General features: G+C 27.4%; 20 protein-coding genes. 3 read left to right on the forward strand and 17 right to left on the reverse strand.

The genetic code is table 11. The features are described from left to right. Positions 1-307 precede the first annotated feature (307 nt). Positions 308-1402 (forward strand): DUF362 domain-containing protein, encoded by a 1095-nt coding sequence (locus tag BEE63_RS00115; RefSeq protein WP_100369853.1) that lies wholly within the window; start codon positions 308-310, stop codon positions 1400-1402. Positions 1403-1613: 211 nt separating this feature from the next. Then, complete coding sequence (locus BEE63_RS00120) at positions 1614-2198, forward strand: hypothetical protein (protein ID WP_066019444.1); 585 nt, start codon at positions 1614-1616, stop codon at positions 2196-2198. Between the two features lie 228 nt (positions 2199-2426). On the opposite strand, the gene larB is transcribed toward BEE63_RS00120, so the two are convergent. Genes larB through cbiM form a run of 6 tightly spaced genes read right to left on the reverse strand, consistent with a single transcriptional unit; the run spans position 2427 to position 7812 of the window. Next, positions 2427-3173, reverse strand: coding sequence for a nickel pincer cofactor biosynthesis protein LarB (gene larB, locus BEE63_RS00125; RefSeq protein WP_066023100.1), 747 nt, complete (start codon positions 3171-3173; stop codon positions 2427-2429). 46 nt (positions 3174-3219) lie between these two features. Then, positions 3220-4029 carry an ATP-dependent sacrificial sulfur transferase LarE gene (gene larE / locus BEE63_RS00130; protein WP_066019445.1) on the reverse strand — a complete coding sequence of 270 codons (810 nt, stop codon included), beginning with the start codon at positions 4027-4029 and terminating at the stop codon, positions 3220-3222. 19 nt (positions 4030-4048) lie between these two features. Next, positions 4049-5257: a nickel pincer cofactor biosynthesis protein LarC gene (gene larC / locus BEE63_RS00135; RefSeq protein ID WP_066019446.1), complete on the reverse strand. Its 1209-nt coding sequence runs from the start codon at positions 5255-5257 to the stop codon at positions 4049-4051. Between the two features lie 33 nt (positions 5258-5290). Continuing rightward, positions 5291-6016 carry an energy-coupling factor ABC transporter ATP-binding protein gene (locus BEE63_RS00140; protein ID WP_066019447.1) on the reverse strand — a complete coding sequence of 242 codons (726 nt, stop codon included), beginning with the start codon at positions 6014-6016 and terminating at the stop codon, positions 5291-5293. Positions 6017-6037: 21 nt separating this feature from the next. Then, a complete protein-coding gene (locus BEE63_RS00145) occupies positions 6038-6832 on the reverse strand; it encodes an energy-coupling factor transporter transmembrane component T family protein (protein ID WP_066019448.1) in 795 nt (264 codons plus the stop codon). Next, complete coding sequence (cbiM, locus tag BEE63_RS00150; protein ID WP_066019449.1) at positions 6829-7812, reverse strand: cobalt transporter CbiM; 984 nt, start codon at positions 7810-7812, stop codon at positions 6829-6831. The genes BEE63_RS00145 and cbiM overlap by 4 nt, the downstream gene beginning before the upstream one ends. A 1407-nt stretch (positions 7813-9219) precedes the next feature. Here cbiM and BEE63_RS22490 point away from each other — a divergent pair. Beyond that, positions 9220-9315 carry an IS3 family transposase gene (locus BEE63_RS22490; RefSeq protein ID WP_081312632.1) on the forward strand — a complete coding sequence of 32 codons (96 nt, stop codon included), beginning with the start codon at positions 9220-9222 and terminating at the stop codon, positions 9313-9315. Positions 9316-9509: 194 nt separating this feature from the next. On the opposite strand, the gene BEE63_RS22390 is transcribed toward BEE63_RS22490, so the two are convergent. The 11 genes from BEE63_RS22390 to cas10 all read right to left on the reverse strand — a co-directional run bounded on the left by BEE63_RS22390 (position 9510) and on the right by cas10 (position 18808). Further along, entirely contained in the window at positions 9510-9743 is a 234-nt protein-coding gene (locus BEE63_RS22390; protein ID WP_347464705.1) for a toxin-antitoxin system HicB family antitoxin, read from the reverse strand. 344 nt (positions 9744-10087) lie between these two features. Continuing rightward, positions 10088-10285, reverse strand: coding sequence for a hypothetical protein (locus tag BEE63_RS22395; RefSeq protein WP_066019451.1), 198 nt, complete (start codon positions 10283-10285; stop codon positions 10088-10090). A gap of 5 nt (positions 10286-10290) precedes the next feature. Continuing rightward, positions 10291-10446, reverse strand: coding sequence for a CHC2 zinc finger domain-containing protein (locus BEE63_RS21060; RefSeq protein WP_081312413.1), 156 nt, complete (start codon positions 10444-10446; stop codon positions 10291-10293). Positions 10447-10578: 132 nt separating this feature from the next. Next, positions 10579-10779 carry a hypothetical protein gene (locus tag BEE63_RS00165; RefSeq protein WP_066019452.1) on the reverse strand — a complete coding sequence of 67 codons (201 nt, stop codon included), beginning with the start codon at positions 10777-10779 and terminating at the stop codon, positions 10579-10581. Next, complete coding sequence (locus tag BEE63_RS21065) at positions 10776-10928, reverse strand: aspartyl-phosphate phosphatase Spo0E family protein (RefSeq protein WP_081312414.1); 153 nt, start codon at positions 10926-10928, stop codon at positions 10776-10778. Before BEE63_RS21065 ends, BEE63_RS00165 begins: the two co-directional genes overlap by 4 nt. A 1277-nt stretch (positions 10929-12205) precedes the next feature. Continuing rightward, positions 12206-12964 carry a CRISPR-associated endoribonuclease Cas6 gene (gene cas6 / locus BEE63_RS00170; protein WP_066019453.1) on the reverse strand — a complete coding sequence of 253 codons (759 nt, stop codon included), beginning with the start codon at positions 12962-12964 and terminating at the stop codon, positions 12206-12208. Then, positions 12961-14100, reverse strand: coding sequence for a hypothetical protein (locus tag BEE63_RS00175; RefSeq protein ID WP_066019454.1), 1140 nt, complete (start codon positions 14098-14100; stop codon positions 12961-12963). The genes cas6 and BEE63_RS00175 overlap by 4 nt, the downstream gene beginning before the upstream one ends. A gap of 12 nt (positions 14101-14112) precedes the next feature. Further along, entirely contained in the window at positions 14113-15006 is an 894-nt protein-coding gene (locus BEE63_RS00180; protein ID WP_066019455.1) for a hypothetical protein, read from the reverse strand. Further along, the gene (gene csm3 / locus BEE63_RS00185; protein ID WP_066019456.1) at positions 14996-15718 is read right to left on the reverse strand and encodes a type III-A CRISPR-associated RAMP protein Csm3; all 723 of its coding nucleotides are present in this window, start codon (positions 15716-15718) and stop codon (positions 14996-14998) included. The genes BEE63_RS00180 and csm3 overlap by 11 nt, the downstream gene beginning before the upstream one ends. Continuing rightward, complete coding sequence (gene csm2 / locus BEE63_RS00190) at positions 15718-16269, reverse strand: type III-A CRISPR-associated protein Csm2 (protein ID WP_066019457.1); 552 nt, start codon at positions 16267-16269, stop codon at positions 15718-15720. The genes csm3 and csm2 overlap by 1 nt, the downstream gene beginning before the upstream one ends. Then, on the reverse strand, positions 16253-18808 hold the full coding sequence (cas10, locus tag BEE63_RS00195) for a type III-A CRISPR-associated protein Cas10/Csm1 (RefSeq protein WP_066019458.1): 2556 nt from the start codon (positions 18806-18808) through the stop codon (positions 16253-16255). The genes csm2 and cas10 overlap by 17 nt, the downstream gene beginning before the upstream one ends. Positions 18809-19710: the final 902 nt, after the last annotated feature.

Consider the following 19710-nt stretch of genomic DNA (forward strand, 5'->3'; position numbering starts at 1 on the left):
ATTTGTACCAAAATCAAGTAAATGTATTTATATGTAAATAGTGAAAATACATGTATGACATGAAGAAGAGTTTAAAATTGTATAATATTGGCATAAAGATTCCAATGTTTTTTAAATAATTTTATAAATGTATAACTTATATGTTATTTAATTACATTATAGTACTATTATGTATTTAAGTAAAGTAAAATTTTATCAAAACTACTTATTTTACTTGAAATTTATATCTCATCTGTATTATAATGTAATAAATGTATTTATGCATAAATGATGAAAACATTTGTACCACATGAGGGGGAATTTAAAATTGTATAATGTTAGCATAACTAGATGTATGAATTATAACTATAAAAATGTGGAAAAAAGTGTATTTTTATGTCTTGATAAATTACCCAAAATTAATGAAATCATTAAACCTGGTTCAAAAGTTCTACTAAAAGTAAATTTACTTAGTAAAAAGACTCCAGAAGAGGCCATTACTACACATCCAGCAATTGTTCAAGCCGTTGTAAAATACTTTCAGTTTTTAGAGTGCCAAGTAATAATTGCAGATAGTCCTGGTGCTCCTCTTGGATATAATATAAACACATTAAAATCTGTATATTCAACAACAGGCATGACTGCTGTGGCAGAAAATACAGGGTGTAAATTAAATTTTGATACATCAATTGCTAGTGTAGATAACACTAATGGTGTATCTCTAAAAAAAATGAGTGTTATAAAAATAATTAACGATGTTGATTTTGTCATATCAGTTGCTAAATTGAAAACACATACCATGATGATGTATACTGGTGCTGTAAAAAATTTATTTGGTGTAATTCCTGGAATAGTAAAAATGAAGTATCATTTCACATTAAATAATGCTACCGACTTTGCTAATCACTTAGTTGATATATGTGAATATGTAAAACCAGTATTATCTATAATTGATGCTATTGATGGAATGGAAGGAAATGGTCCATCTGCAGGAGACATACGTAAAGTTGGTCTTATTATGGCTTCTGAAAATCCATATGCCTTAGATTTAGCAGCAACTCATATCATAGGAATAAATCCATTTGAAGTTCCTACAATTTCATCGGCAATAAAAAGGAATCTATTCACTGGTGATATAAATGATATTGTTACTACAAATATTAGATTTAGCGATATAAATATACCACCTTTTAGATTACCTGATACCTCAAAGAATTCCAGTTCTATACCTGCAATTAATGCAAACTTATGTAAATCATGCGGAGCATGTAAAAATACTTGTCCTGCCAAAGCTATTGATATGATCGATCATAAACCAGTCATAGATTTGAATAAGTGTATTCGTTGTTTTTGCTGTCATGAATTATGCCCCTCGAAAGCTGTCTATATAGAGAAATTTTATGAATGGAATTTTAATAAATAAAACTCTAAACAACTTTTATTTAATTTTTAAGTAACCTTATTATTGGTAATTATGTACTTAACATGTTAATTATTCATTTAGACAAAGTATTTATATGTTTATTATAATAATTAAAATTCAACTTAAAGATAAGATAGTTAAAATATTGAAAATCTTTAATAATATATAATTTTATGTGTATATAAAAAATAGAATTAAGGGTGAGCTATTAATGAATTTTTTTAAAGATTTAGATCATGCTATAAGAATAGTTGTTAATGTAACCCCCCACTCTATAACTTATAAAAATGGAAGTATAAATTTAAGTAAAATTGAAAAAATAGCAAAAATTTTATCTAATATGGAGAGCTGCGGTAAAAAAATCATCATTGTATCATCAGGTGCAATTGGTATTGGTATAAATAAATTAAACTTAAATGAAAATCTAAAATCTATAAAAATCCAACATACTGCTGCTGCTGTTGGACAATGTGAACTTATAAGTATGTATAGCAAATTTTTTGAAGAATATAATTATACAATTGGACAGGTATTACTAACAGGAGATGTACTAAAAAATACTCATGCAAGAATTAATATATGCAATACTTTTGACATATTAATTAAAAACAAAATAATTCCAATAGTAAGTGAAAATTATCCTTTTACTATTGATGAAATAAACAATATAGTTAATTTGACGACCATAGTTTCTAAATTATTTAGGGCGGACATTTCAGTGAATTTTTTAGATATAGAATATTTTTACAGTAAATACAAATTACAAGGTTCCTCAAAGCAGTATGACATTATATAGATAATTTTAAAAAATAACATAACAGCTACATTTTAACAAGGATAAGAAGAGAGTATAAAATTCTTTCTGCAAATAACTTTCTATGGTAAGTTTAAAAAGACAAGGTTATAGGAAAAGTGACTTTCTGTCTTGCTTTAAATATACATTTTAAAAATATGTATACCAAAAACGCCTTAAAAAAAGGCGTTTTTGGCATATTAAGATTTTTATTCAGTAAATTATTTAGGATTACAATCTATTAATCATGCTGGCATTATAAGCTGCACCAAATCCATTATCTATATTCACTACACTCACGCCGCTAGCACAGCTATTTAACATTGATAATAGGGCTGATATTCCTCCAAAATTTGCTCCATAACCAACGCTAGTTGGAACTGCTATAACAGGCTTATCTACAAGACCACCTACAACACTAGCTAATGCTCCTTCCATTCCTGCAACTACTATAACAACCTTAGCTCCTCTAATAATATCTAATTTTGCAAAAAGTCTATGTATTCCTGCAACCCCTACATCAATTACTTTTTCCACTCTATTTCCTAGTATTTTGGCTGTTTCATAGGCTTCTTCTACTACCGGTAAATCAGAAGTTCCTGCCGCAACAATAGCTATATAATTATCTGTAATAATTTGTTCTTTTTTCTTTATAGTAATAGTCTTTCCAAGCTTATTATATTCTGCATCAGAGCTTATTTCTTTTACTGCATTATACATTTCTTCAGTAGCTCTAGTTCCTAATATATTATTATTTTTTGTAAGCATGAATTTAACAATGTCCCTGACTTGCTCTACTGTCTTTCCTTCACAATATATTACTTCTGGATAACCAACTCTAATTTCTCTATGATTATCTATTTTTGCAAAGCCTAAATCCTTAAAGGGAAGATCCTCTAATTTTTTAGAAGCTTCTTCTATATTTATTTTGTTATTTTTAACCTCTTCTAATAGGACTCTAATTTCTTCTTTATCCAATATATTCACCGTCCCACTTTAAACTATAATTTCGACTCTAAAATTCTTAATTCTTATTTTTAATTGTTTCATTAAAGCTTCCTACTCTATATCCCTGAAAATCTAATGCTGCATACTTAAAACCGCATTTTTTTATATTCTCAGCAATAGTATCCAAAAGTTCTTCATCAAATAACTTGCTTCTGTCTTCTCTCGCAACTTCAACTCTCGCTAAATCTCCATGACATCTTACTCTAATAGCTCTAAAACCTATGCTCATCATATATCTTTCTGCTTTTTCAATCTTTTCAAAGTCCTCTACCTTTAATTCATTTCCATAAGGTATTCTCGTCAAAAGGCAGGCATAAGCTGGCTTGTCCCAAGTTTTCAGTCCTAATTCCTTAGAAAATGCTCTTATTTCCGCTTTAGTTAATTTGCATTCTAAAAGTGGACTTTTTATATCTAACTCTTTTAAAGCTTTAAGTCCTGGTCTGTAATCTTTTATATCATCAAAATTAGTTCCATCAATTACACAGTCATATCCCTGCTTTTTAGCAGCATCTATTATCATACTGAATACTGCTGTTTTACAATGATAACATCTATCCTCTGGATTAAATTTAATTGAATCAATAATTGGAGCTTCTATAATTTCGTGATCTATTCCTAACTCTTTAACTAATTCCTTCGCTTCTCTTATTTCCCATCTTGGAATATATGGAGACATAATTGTAACCGCTTTTAAATTATCCTGAAGTGCTTCCTTTGCTGCTCTAAGTAAAAAGGTACTATCCACTCCACCTGAAAATGCTAGAACTACTTTTCCGAGACTTCTAAGATATTTTATTAATTCATTATATTTTTCATTATTTATCATATATACTTCAACCTCACAATCAATTTAAATCTTGTTTATATACTGCTTTATATATTTTATCTATGGTTACATTTTTTTCTTCTGCTATAGTCTTACATTCTTCATATTCTGGTTTGTATTTTAATAGCTTGCCTTTATAATAAGCTTTCTTTACTGTAATATCTCCATACTCTGTTTTTACTTTTGAAAACTCCCTATCAAGCATTATTTTTTCCACTTTAAGTTTTCTAACACCTAATGAAGTTGTTTCCTTAAAAATAATATTCAAAATATCTTCCTCTTTTTCCGGATTAATCAGTACACTTAGCTTTATGCCCGGTCTTCCTTTTTTCATATATACAGGTATTTTTAATACATCTAAAGCTCCAGCTTCAAAAAGCTTTTCTTCCACATATCCGTAAAGTTCTGGATTCATATCATCTATATTCGTTTCTAGTATGTATTGTTCTTCATTTTTTCTATTACTTTCTTTTTCACCTAAATATACTCTTAAAACATTTGGAATTTCTAAATCTATATGTCCTATTCCATAAGCTATCTTCTGAACTTTAAAATCAATATTTTTAGTAAATTCCTTGGCATTTGCCGCCAATATTGCAGCGCCTGTAGGTGTAGTTGTTTCAAATTGTACGATTCCAGTATTCATAGGAATATTCTTTAGTATTTCTGCTGTTGCAGGAGCCGGTACTGGCATAATACCATGCGCACAGTTAACAAATCCTCCTCCAACCTGAACTGGAGATGCAATAATTTTATCAACCTTTAAGTAATCTAAACAAATAGCTGCTCCAACTATATCCACAATTGAATCAATAGCTCCTACCTCATGAAAATGTACTTCATATAAGTCTTTTCCATGAACTTTAGCTTCTGCCTCTGCAACCTTCATAAATATATCTAAACTGATCTTTTTAACTTTATCACTCAAATCACTTGAATTTATTATTTCTTCTATATTCTTTAAGTTTCTATGATGATGCTCATGACTGTGGTGATGGTGTTCTTCATGATCATGCTCATGTACATTATTTTTTAATGTAACATCCACTCTAGTTCCTGTTATCCCAAGTTTCATAGAACTTTCAATTTTTATTCCATATTCAGAATTCAAATTGAGCTTTGAAAGTTCTTCAATTAAATATTCCTTAGGAACTCCAATATCTATTAATGCCGCTAAATTCATATCGCCACTTATTCCGCAAAAACAATCATAATATAATACTTTCATTTGATTCACTCCCTAAATTTATTCCACTAGACTTTAAATGATGTTGCACTTTCTTAAAAATTCTTTATCATTTATTATATTTTCGTATTCGCCATCTCTTATTATTTTATGGTCTTCTGAAAACACAATAGCTCTATGAAAGACGCCCTTTATGTATTCAAAGTCATGAGTTGCGCAGATTATAGTCTTGCCACTTTTATTTAAATCCACCAATAACTCTTTTAAAAATCTTTTTCCCTTTGGATCTATTCCATTCATTGGCTCATCTAAAGCTATTACTTCTGGATTCATAGCAAGCACACTGGCAATTGCAACTCTCTTCTTTTCTCCCCCGCTTAAATTATATGGATGTTCATCTTTTAATTTATCCACATTAAGAAGTTTAAGGCAATCTGAAGTTCTTTTATTTACTTCTTCCTCTGGCAGCTCCATTTGCATAAGCCCAAATGCTACTTCTTCAAAAACTGTAGGGCAAAATAACTGAGCATCAGAATTTTGAAATACAAATCCCAATCTTTTATGAAATAATTTTAAGACTTTGCTATCCTTTAACGCACTCTCATTTATTTCACTATTATCAAATATATATTTGCCATGACCCCCAAAAATAATGCCATTTAGAAGCTTCAAGAAAGTTGATTTTCCACTTCCATTAGGTCCTATAATGGCTACAGACTCTCCTTCTTTTATATGGACATTTACATTATCAAGAGCTATTTTATTCTTATACGTAAATGAAATATTTTCTAGTTCTATCATAAATAATTCTCCTCGATTTTTTTAGTAAGCTATATAAAAAAACAAACTAAGTGAAACTATATTTATTGCTAAATATATATAATCGATTTTCTTTAATTTTAAATTTACCTTTGTGGTGTATTCACCTACAAAACCCCTGCATTCCATGGCATGAAACATCTCTTCACTCATTTTGTAAGACTTTATAAATAAATTTCCTATAATTCCTGTGAGAGACTTATATTTATTACTAGTTACACCAATTGATCTAAGTCTCAATGCATATAATAGATTAAGAGAATGTTCACCTAGAAGAAGGATGTATTTTATTGTTATGTCCATAATCCATATAAACATGTCTGGTATAAATAGTAGTTTTAGTGATCTGCTGATTTCGTTCCATTTAGTATTATGAGATAATAAATTCATAAGTAATATTGTTATAATTAATTTTTGAAAAAGCAATAAACTATTATTAACATTTCCACAAAGCATGGATGGTATTAAAGCTATTAACGTTATAAACGGAAACGGAATACTTTTTAATAAAATTCTTTTAACTAACTTTTTTTCCATAAGAAAAAGATTAATTAACACATATAAATCTATTACCATTAGATAAATAAAACTTCTTGAAATAGACACACATAGTATCATTATTATGACACATATAAGTTTGAAAGTTGAATTTATTGAGTAAATTAATTTATCTTGATTTTTATTTTGTCTAATTATAGAAGTTATTTTAATGAAAGAAAAAATACTCTTTTCAATATATGAACTTTTTTCTTCTCTTGGAGCATAATCATCTTTCACCTTAAGCCATTCTGGAATCATCTAATCTCCTTTTTATTTTTCCTTAAATTTATTCTTTCTACAAATTTAAAGATAATCAAAATTAGTACTACACCAACTAATGCTGATAAAACATACCCAAAATACTGATTTAAAAATCCAAAGCTATAATCTTTAAATGGAGAATTAAATTTAAAGCCTTTACTCATTCCCTTGGGAACATACCCTATAAGCTTCTTCATGTCATCTAGATTCCATTCTCCCCATGCAGTTCCATCTGCTAAAAGCCCTAAAGGTACAGCTAAAATAAGAATTCCCAATATAGCATATAAAAACTTATTTTTTATTTCTTTACCTTTGTATATTATATCTGGTGCTGCTTTCTTCACATAGCTATATACACCCACAGCTATTACTCCTTCTATAACTCCAGCAACCAACAAATGCGGTATTAACATAGCTGGAATAGAAACATTCAAACTATATGGGCTGTATAATGGTCGTCCTAAAGCATCTTTAAATAGTAAAGGTTGAATTCCAAATTCAATTGCTGCAAAAAAGGCCGCTACATTTATAGAAATATATCCTGATAAAAACACTCCAAAATATTCACCTTTTTTGCTATTTGAAATCTTCTTAAAAAGATTAAATAAATTAAACGCCACAAAAGGAATTACAAACGCCATATTAAAGCAGTTTACTCCTATTGCCAGAATACCACCATCTCCAAAAAATATAGCCTGTATCACAAGCGCTACTGTAATCGCAAGTACCGCGGCATACGGTCCAAGTAATATAGCTATAAGTGCTCCTCCTATAGCATGTGCAGTAGTTCCTCCTGGAATTGGCGCATTAAACATCATAACTAAAAATGAAAAAGCTGCTGCAACTCCAAGTAATGGCATTTTTTTCTTGCTCATTTCATTCTTTACCTTTACACTTGCTCTTCTCCATATAGGTACCATTACAACTGCAAAAGCAGCGCAAGTTGAAGGACTTAAATAATTATCAGGTATATGCATACATATAAGCCTCCTATATTAATAATTTAAATGCTACATATTTATCTGAATGCTACTGTTATAAATCTTAAAGTTAATTCTAAGTTAAAATATTTTTTATAATTTAAAATAATAATTACCACCCTTTAAAGGGATTATTTCTTAAGTCCCATAAGTTCATAGTATAACCAACATCTAAAAATGCAGCTTTCATTTTTGTTTAATCCACTGTGAGTTGATTGTTTAACTATAATATCTTAAAAGACTTTTATATCTTTTTAGTTGCAATTAAATCCATAATTTAATTATGGATTTAATTATGTTTTCCTGCTCTCTAATATATTGAGCTATTGTTTTTTCATTAATTGTAACAGTATTGGCATAATAATATTTTGCAAAAAATCTTTGTTTCCACCCTTATATTTTACTTAAACATTCATTATTATATAAGAAAGATATTGCTCTATTTTGGCTTAAACATTTAATCTCACCCACATAATAATCAAAGTTTGAACAAAATAATATTTCTTAAAATGAATCAGATTAACAAATCTTTAGATTATAAGATACCAGTATGTTTATCTTTATACAATATATTACACTTATAGTTTTTTGTTTGCAAAAGAACAACTATTAATATAGCTTAATAAATCACTACAATATGCATTTTTTCTTTATATTTCTACTATTTATATATATTTACTATTTGCATATATATATTTTTTTGATATCCATGAAAACCATCTGTTGTATGAAGCTGTAAGATAAAAGTAGGCATTGAATTTTACCAATAATTGTCTACTTTTTTAATATAAAAATTAACTCAACCATCCAAAGAGTGCTAGTTAACTGAAAAATGAATGTATTTTCGATGAAATTCGTAAGATTCATGAGGATCATCCTAATATGGAGATATCAAAGTATTCATGATGAATTAGATGTAAATCATAATATTGAAGTAGATAACAAGCATGTCCTTCTTATTCATAGAAAACAAGTAATTCAACCTACTAAGCAAGTGGAATCCAAAGAGTTGTACCATATGGGATAGAAATCCAGATCATATCGCCAAGAATTGTATGTATTGTAAGTTTTACGCAGAATAACCTAATGAAAATGGCTTACTGATGTTTCAAAATTCAAATATTATCCAGGCATTGAAGTTCATAAAATATATCTAAGGTCTATTTTTGTTTTATATACACATGAAATTGTAACTTGCAAGATTAGCGATCATAATGCTAATTCATAGGTAATGAATAGCTTTGATGAAGAAGTTTGTTTGGAATCAGAAACTCATCCATTATTCATATTGATCAATAATTTCAATGCATAAGTGCTCAATTACTTACTAACTAAAAAAACATTACATAAAGCAAAGCATGTCTAGAATTGTACATTTCATAGATAATAGAAGTATTATAGGAAATATTAAAATGTGAAATATATTATGGTCATCACTTTACAAATAACGATGATTGGGCAAAAACAATAACCGATTGCATTGATTACTACAATAATTGACGCTTTCAACACAAGTTAAATATAATAACGTCAATGGCATATCACAATAAATATAATTTGGCAACATAAAAATATCGCCAACCTAATATGTCTGACAATACAAAAATTTTATTGCTTTTCACGGTCTTTTTGAAATGGAAGTACACCAATATACAAACAGTTCTAATTCAAATATTTAATTATTATTTCGCTAATTATTTATTCACTAAAGTTTTACTTAAAGCATAAACACAATATTGGTTCATACTTATTCCCTCTGCTTTTGATTTTTCTATTAAGTACTTATGAAGAGATTTTGGTAATCTTAATTTAATTTTTCCTGAAAAATCTTCTTCATTAAGTGGTTCATGAATTTCAATTTTTTCTTCAATAGCAGCTTTAAGCCAGTTTATTCTATCATCTTTTAAAAGTTTAATTTCATTTTCTATTGTGTCAGCACGTGTTACACATCCCTTTAATTCATGATACTGTAAAACATATTCATCTTATTCTCTATTTATTCTCTATCTTCCTTTATTTCAATTTTATAATTAAGATTCATGTAATAATTTAAATCCTTCATATAAAATCTTCCTAAAATACTCTTTATACTAATCATTAATTTTAACCTCTTCCGATTCTACTATATCCTTTACCAATTTAATATATGTAATTTTAACTGGTACTTTATAAAGGATTATTATTGGCTATTTACCGCTTTTTCTAAATGTCCAATGACTGCTCTCTGACTTCGACAGTTTTCCAATATATCCATAGACTTCAAGCACCTTTTTTAATTCTTCAAACCTTCTATCACCAAATAGGTTTTTATCTTTTTCAATAATTTATCAAACTTTGACATTATAAATTTTTTTCCTTCTATATTAAAATTCATAGTTGCCCTCTCTGGTTGAATTACTAATTGCCTGTATTGATTATCCGTTATTCTGTTCCATTTAATTGTACTTTTCTCATTTCTTATTCCAAACATTTCAGCTATTTTTTTATTGCTTCCTTTTCATCACAATGTTCTATTTCCATTATAAGATCTATGTCGCTTCCACCTTTTGATATTCCAAAGTCGTACCAAAGATTTTTTTCTAAACTTATGTTGAAAGAAGCAGTCTTTTCTTCTCTCAATTTTCCCCACAATTTTTTTTAAAGTAATATTACATCTCAAAGCTATTTCTTCACATGGAATATTTTTTATTTTATTTATATCATACATTGAATACAGCTCCCTTCAATTTCTTATATGTAAAATAAAAGTGCTAGACATGTAATCTAACACTTTCTTCTTTCTCTTAGCTCTAATTCCATAGCATTTAAAGTTTCATTTAAATTAATAAACACTTTCTTTATTCTTTTAAAGCAAACAATAAATCTATCTATGGGTATACCTACAATCATTATGTTATCTCTATAGATAACAATGTAATTCTTATACTGTAAACATACAGATTTTTTGTTAATATATCCCCTCATGAAGCTTTCACCTCTAATTCTTCTTTCATAAAATTGTTTATCTCGTTTTGGAGTTCCTGTGATTTCATTATCACACTACTGTCTGTTAATTTATTATCTTTAATAAGTACATAAAGTTCCTGTCTTAGTTTCTCAATTCTGTTTTCCATAAAAATCTTCCACCTTTCAAATTTTTAATTTTAAATATAAAAAAAACTGCATATAAGCAGAATTTGCCTATACACAGTTTGTTAGTCTTGATTGACCTAAAAAATTGTTGCCAATAAAAAAATAGCAAAGACTAAAAATGTCTCTACTATTCTTATACACTATTTTTTTGTTTTTATCACTTCTATTTTTAAGTTTATACTTATGCATAAACTTAACTTCTTCTATAAGAACTATAAACTTGTTTGGTTCATGGAGCGAAGCATGTATGCAAGCGTTTCACTTCTTTAATAAGAACTATAAACTTATTATATACTATAGTAACCTTCTTATGCAACTACAGTTTCACTTCTTTAATAAGAACTATAGACTTAAACTCACTAATATTGTGAGGTGCTAATATGGACGTTTCACTTCTTCCGTAAGAACTATAAACTGAATGTGATGAACTTCAAAAGTTAGTCAAAAAGATGTTTCACTTCTTCCATAAGAATTATAAACGATAGAGGTGGTTATGATGGGTAAAAGAAAATCAAGGTTTCACTTCTTTAATAAGAACTATAAACCAAATTAGGACATGTTTCAAATTTAGAAAAATTAAAGTTTCAATTCTTATATAGGAACTATAAACCAAAAGAATATTCGCCATAAAAGGTCGAGGTGGCACATTTCACTTCTTCTATAAGAGCTATAAACGTGAAAGCAATTTTCAAATCAAGCCTTATGATAGTCAGTTTCACTTCTTCTATAAGAGCTATAAACCTCAAAATCATAATTTCTTCTAATAGGCTATTTATAAGCCTTTACCGTTTTAATAATCATGATAAATCAATACTTTTTGCAGTGAACCTATAGTAATATCTCTACTATTCTTATATACTTTTTTTCGCTTTTATCACCTCTATTTTTAAGTTTATACTTATGCATAAATTTAACATCTTCTATAAGAACTATAAACGAGTATATTTGATGAGATGTATTCAAAAAAAGATTTATTTCACTTCTTTAATAAGAACTATAAACCTAGAAAAATTAGCAAATGAAACAGAACATCTTAAAGTTTTTCACTTCTTTAATAAGAACTATAAACCCCAAAATCACAATTTCTTCTAATAGGCTATTTATAAGCCTTTACCATTTTAATAATCACAATAAATCAATACTTTTTGCAGTGAACCTATAGTAGTGTTTTTTTGATTTTCTAAAAGTACCATTCAAAGCCTTAATTCTCAAGGCTTAAACTGTATTTTTGAAAAAAATAGATTCACTGCAAAATATATTAGTATATTCTTCTATAGTCCCTGAGATTATTTACATCACGGAAAAGTTCTACACATCCAAAACCTTGAGAATTTTTACTTCCAAGACCAGTACTGTATGCTAAATTCACTATATCATTTTCACCCTCTATTACAAAACCGCTCAGATATCCTTCGTATATCCAATTTTTATACTTGTCTATTTTCTTTCTTACTTTACTTCTATCAGATATACTTATGTTAAATCTACCGCTATAGGCTTTTTTATAAAAGGCATTGTATTTTGAAATAATATTATTCTTTAAACTCTCAATAAATTCCCTATCATCAGGAGTATAAAATTCAGTCTTTTCAAAATTGCCAGGCTTAGTAACTACTACCGGAGATATTGTAAGCACTTTAATTTTACCACTATTAAGCTGCTTCTTTGAATATATAGAATCAATATTAAATGTACCCTCATTAAATTCAAGTCTTTTTATACTTAAAAGTGCATCAATTATTTTCATAATAAAAATTTCATCTATACTTGAAATTGTAAGTTCCACTCTCCCCTTATGTATTATTATTTTTCCCTTTTCAATGGTTTTATTTTCTATCATCATTTTAGAATAATTAAATAGCTTAAATTTTTTATTTTTATATTTATAACCACCATCATGAAGTCTTGATGAATAGTTATCTTCTAAAATATTATAAATAAGTTTTTGTATAAGATGACTATATGCTATCGGAAATATTATATCTTTATCCACTGTCATACGTACTTTTATTCTCATAATTTTTCTCCTAATTTAATTTTAACCCATCCAAATGGAAGTTTACTGCTGGACATATATTTTAAATTATATGGTAATAAAGCATCCTTATTTTCACTTTCATATCCCATAAGTGTTTTACTAACAGCACCACTATATCCTAGTTTACATACAAACTGATTGGGCTTATCATTTTCTTCTCTTAATTTAATATAAAAACTTTTAATTCTACCATCATCATAAGGAATTTTATAATATTCCTCCTCTAAATCAATAACTCTTGAATAGTATTTTTTAAGAGATTCCATTGAAAGCTCTATAAAAGTTTTATCATCATACCACACCTGTATAACGCTTAAATTACCTTCTTTTTTACCATTAAAAATGTTTTTATTTTGAACTTTGCATTTAAAGACGCTGCCCTCTTCAGCTATTTCATAATAAGCAGGAATTACAAATGCATCTGTTGTTCTGCTAAAACTTTCTACTTTTTCAATTACAAAATCTCCTGAAATTAATTCACAATCTGAAAAGATCGAATTTCTAAATATGATATCAGTGAAATTCTTATCCACGCTGTATTTAAATTCATCTTTACATTTATAACTCCTTAAAGCAAAACCACCCTTAGGAAATTTTCTTAAAGAAGTTTTTTCCTCTTTATTATTAATACTTTTTAAGCCCTTAATTAAAAGTTTATTATCCTTAGTATTTCTTCTAAAATCATATTTAACATTTTCTACATTATAAATTTCAAATCCGTGCCTTATGAGACCTTTAATAGTACTTCCCATAATTGTTTTTACTTCTACTATGCCAGTCTCCGTTAATTTTTTGTTGTATGCAAATCTATATATTTCAAGGTTGTTTTCGTAATTTCCTTTCAATTCTACACTTTTAATTTCCTCTGGTATTTCACCTTTAAATATTCCATTTAAATTACCACTTCCATATAGTTTACAAGCCAAATTATCCGTAAGTTTACCTTTTTGAACTAAATCATGTATATCCATTAAATTTAAAAAATATATTTTTCCTTTATCATTAACATATTCATCACTGGAATACTTTTCATTTTCACCGCCGCCAACACATATTCCAGATAATGCTTCTATAGTTAAATTAACTTCTTTTAAATTAGGTTTAATTTCACTCATAAAGTACACCCCCTAAATTTCTATTGGAAATACACATGAATATGTCTTTATTCCATTAATATCACTTATTATATTTCCAATAGGTTCTGCCTTTTCTTCAAGTGTACTTCCAGCCTCAATATAGTGATAAAATGGTTTTACCATATTAGGAGTTTTAGAATCATACCTTTTAACTATATAATCAACAAATTTATAATCTTTATCTATTAACTCCGAAGTTATTATTGTAGATGCAATATTTAAAGCCTTATTTCCGTTTTTATATAACCTTATATCCTCAGTCTCTTCAAATATCTTATCATTATTTCTTATAAATCTTATAACACCATTCCCTATAGACGTATCTGTACCAATTCCTACCTTCTCAATTATATCAAAGGCAAGTTCAATATAACCCATAATTTTAAGATCATCACATTTTATATAAATACAAAATATATCTTCTTGACTGTACTTGTTTTCTTCACTACAAAACAATTTTCCATCTTCAGCTTTTCCATTAAATCTATTTATGCTGCTCCTAAGTCTAGCTGTTTTGATTCCACTATCAATTTGAAGATTTCTTGTTGCAATTTTATAGTCTCTAAATACACTTCTCTTTTCCTTTAAATCTTCTGTAAAATTTCTATGATTTTTATCTATTTTTTTCATTTCATCAGAACTTTTTCCATACAATTCATCTAAATATAATTTCTTTTTATCTTCCTTCACCTTAGTTATAGCATCTTCTAACTTTTTACCACCAATCATATCGCTAATTAAAGTTTTTCCAAGTTTTTTAACTAATTCATTTGCTTTTTCATATGGCAATATATCATAAAACACCTTGGCAATGTTTCCAAATATAGCAGGGGATATTAATCTTGATTTTAAATTTTCCGCTGTAAATTCAGCCTTATAAATCATTTTTGCTGTTTTCCTCTTTAGATTTTTCTTCTATCTCATTTAATCTTTTTATTATGTCTAAGCACTTATCTTCATCATATTTTAGCTCATCAAATTTAACCTTACCATATCCCCTACTTCCAGAACCTCCGATATAATTGTACTCAAGAAGTTTAAATCCACTATTTATATAATCTATGTATTTATCTTTATTATCGCCTTCAAAAATTTTAAGCTGCATTTCTATTGAAAATTCTGTACCTGCTGGAATTCTATCAAGAGTTCTTGGAATTGCCCCTCCTGTTATTCTGTTAATAGTGTTTTCTTTTTTTATCTCTACCATTGAAGGATTAAATTTTCTTAGAAGTACTCTGCTTTTATTATTTAATTTAGCATCTCTAAATATGAGTCTAGCTGGAGTTCCCTTTATACTACTAATTCTACCATTATAAGCAGTTCCAAAAAGTTTGCAAATATCACATTTTCCACAATTGCAAACACCATTATTTATATCATTTACTCCTCTTACAATCTCCAAAATGCTCCTTAATGATCCCTTAATACTTGAACCTGGTATATATGGTTCTTTAGTTAACGGATCTCTAAGTATAGGATTATCTATATCTCCAATATTCAGTTCTTCATTGCTGCCACCTATTCTAAGTCCTGTAAGCACTCTCATGGTTGTTGTCAAAGTAATAATATTAGTTAGTTTCAATTTATACTCTTCCATTATTTTTCCACTCCCTTATCAAGATAACCATACATAGCTTCAAACACTTTTAAAAATGCTGTGAATTCTCTAACATCATTTTTAGGTGAACAAATCACATTTATTGAAGTTTCTATAAATTCATACAGTCCATAATAAGCTTTCTTAATATCGTAATCTCTAGTATTTGACACCTTTCGTGCTATTAAATAATTAATTTTACTATTCAGAAGTTTTATTATAGGTTTGTTACTTAAAAAACTTTCATTTAATTTACTGTTAATAACTTCTTCTAAATTTTCTTCATTATTTAAATCATCTAAATTCAAATAATTTTGATTAATTTTCATTTCAATATTCTTAAAAGCATTGTAAATATTTCTGATGCTTGTCCCTGTAACCCTTTTATAACTTAAGTTACTTGCAGCTTTTTCAATATTATTAACAATATCCATATTTATCTTACCATTTTCTCTTAAAAAGCTTCCATTTTCTCCACTGAGTATATCTATTATATTATATAATTCTTTATTAACATTTCTCCCAATGCCTTTTTTATATCCTTTTATCATTGACTTCACCCCTTCTTCTAGTTTTTCTTATGGCAAATTCTATAATTAATTTTTCCTTTGTATATTCATTTTCACCTTGCCTTGGTTCTACTAAAGTATCCAGCTGCTTTTTAACTTTGTTTTTAATTTCTCCTGTAAGATTTTTGTTTCCTTCAATTTCACTTTCTATTAGATAATGATAAATAGATCTTGAACGCATTCTATCTATTTCATCCTCAGACGAACACATTTTAAGTATTTCATTTAATTTGTACAAAATTGCCCTAGTTATATATTCTTTTTCAACATATCCTTTTAAAATATCACTTACTTTTATTACTTCTTCCAGTTTCTCATATGTTAATAATTTTCCGTTCAAATTAACACAATTTTTACCATTATCTTTAGCTTCAGTGAGTTGTTTTTCAATATCGTAAGCAATTAAGTTAAATGGTCTTTTAGAATTATGAAATTTTATTGATGATGTAATAGTTACATTGTCGCTTCCAGTATTCTCAGCATTAGTATACTTTCTAAATTCTTTTTTTATGGCTTCAACTGCTTCCACAACACTTTCCCAGTTCCCTGTAAACATAATATCATCGCCACCAGCATACAATATCATAACCTTATCCTTGAATTTTTCTTCAATAAGCTTTTTTAGCTGCATAGCAAAAAACAAATTAAATAGCATAGATGTATTTGCAAGTCTCGAAATTGAAAAATTATATATCTCGTTGAAAATCTGTCTTGGGTATACAAAATAAAGTAAAAATTCAAAATCATCCACATCAATTTTCGCTGTAGCAACTATTTTATCATTTTCACTTTTGTTAGCAAAACAATCCAAACTGTAAAATTCATTTGAAATCTTATCTTCAGTAATAGGCCCATCACATATATCTTTTCCTAAACAGTTTTTGCATTTTTCATAACTTTTTTTCACATATGTTTTACCTATATCATATACATCAACTATAGGATATTTAGTTTTTAATTTTTCAGCCTCCTGTTGACTAAAACATATTATAGGCGTTTCATCTTCAATATTTCCAATCATAAATTTATCTGGATCAGCTATATCCTCTATAGAAACCTTGTTATAATCTATACATAATTTTTCTATATTAAATCCATCTTTTATCCACTTATCTTCAATACTGCAAATCCCACATTCTTTACTGTTCTCTTCATTTAATTTATAATTTATATTGCAATTTTTACATTTTTCATATTGTTTAGAGTCATCATATACTAAATTTTTAATATTTCTGTTATACTTTTTCTCATACAGTCTAGTACTTATTGGTTTGAAGCATTTTTCATAGTACATTCTATCGCTTTTTAACTTAACTTTAATTTCTCCTATTTCATATTCTATAAAGATTTTATTTTCAAATATATCTTCTATTTTTTTTGTAAGCTTGTTCATTAAACCTCTTGCCATATCTATATGTTCTTCATCATTAGGCATAATAATTGTAAAAGTACCACCGCCGCAAAACAATATATTAAATGTATATAGACCAAGTTCTCTAACAAGTATATTGGGAATTAATATATTTATTAAAGAAATTAAAAATGATCTTACATATATTCTTTTCATAGGCTTTTCTATATTGGAATTTATCCCATTATATATGTACTTTTGAATATCATAAATTTTTCCGTGGACAGCATAGAACTCTTCGTCCTTCTTTAGTGGTGTTGATACTGCTATAGCCGCAGTTGTTTGAGAATGATTGTACAGTGATATATCCTTAATTGTTTCCCACTTACTTGAACATATAAAAGATGTATATTTTTTTAATAGAAAATTCCATGAATTTATGCAATCTTCAATTTTAAGCTTTTTAAACCCCTTAATAATTTCTAAATCACTTTTAAATCCATCTAAATCTTCTTTGATTTTAGGAATAATAGTTTCCTTTTTATCTCTTAAATAAATTTCTCTATATCCCATTTCAAGAAGAGAATTAGGTTCAAAGTACATATATTTATTATATTTTTTTTGGTTTTCATTATCATTCAAGATATTATTTAAAGTTGTAAATATATTTTTAATCGGACTTTCTTCTGTTCCATTATATGCAATATTATTTTTTGATTTATAATTACCTTTATACTTACAATCAGAATTCCACTCTCTCATTTCACTATATTTATATTTATGTATTTTTCTTTCACAGCTTGATTGTATGTCGCCTATTATCACCTTATTAAGTATGCATTTATAATTTTTATCTTTCTTTACTGTATCTTCATAAAAATCTTCAATCTCTATTAATTCATCTTTTCTTTTTTCATCCTTGTATCCCTTTATTTTCTTATACTGCTTAGAATCATAATGATGTAATGCTGCTATACTTGCTATTGCATCTAACATTTCATCATCTATACAGCTAAAACCTTTAAAATATTTATTTATATATTTGTAGGAAAATTCCCAATGAGTCCAACTTTTTCTGTCCTCTTTGGCTCTCCTTATAAATTTACCTAAATCATGAAGAAGAGCTGCTGCCGCTGTTATATTTCTATAATAGGTTTCATCTTTATCCAAAATTAATCACCACCTAATATATTTATATTAATATAATAAAATCTAATTATTATACTTAATTACTTCATATCCAATTATACCATTATTATTTAAATTATTGCTGATAGTGGCAAAAAATTCTGATTATTTCACACAAAAAAAGTGCTGGGCAATATTAATATTACCCAGCACTCTTCATCCTACTTTATTTTCTTCTTTTAAGAGTAACTTTTTTTAATTTAATTTCTAAATTTTTTTAATATTTATGCTTCCTTCTATCCTTTTGTAAGCCGTATGTAATTTACTAATAAGGATTGGATAGAAAATTTGAATTTTTTAATGAATACTCAAAAGCAAATAATTTCTTTATAACTGTCTAAATTAGTAATTTTCAATGCTACAGATGCAAAATGTTCAAATTGTTAACATACCTATTATAATTAAATCTATAAGCTGAATTCTGTATTAAAAATCAATCATAAAAATAAATGGTTTTCAATTAAAATAAAGGTCTTGTAAGCATTGGTATTACTTGACTTACAGGTTTATTATAAAAATACAATTAAACTATGTAAAAATGGGGTTTTCATTTTTAGTATGGCAAATCTTTTTTTGCCATACTCTTGTTTTTCTAATTTGAATAACTTGTATTTATGCTACAACTCCCACTCAATCTATATATTTTAATACGATGTGTCACCCGTTAATACCCCGTGCTTTTATTATACATAAACTATTAAAAATATTAGATTTTAAATAGTTTATAAAAATATAAGTACGTTTTTTAAGAATAGATATATTATCTATAAAATATCACGTTTTCAAAATCAGAACAAATTAATAACAGAAAAAAATCACCTAAAAAGCAAGTACTTTTTTAAGTTATACTTTTTTGTCAATACAAGGCATACTTAACTTTAATA

It is taken from the genome of Clostridium pasteurianum, from assembly GCF_001705235.1.
GTDB classification, from domain to species: Bacteria; Bacillota; Clostridia; order Clostridiales; family Clostridiaceae; genus Clostridium_S; species Clostridium_S pasteurianum_A.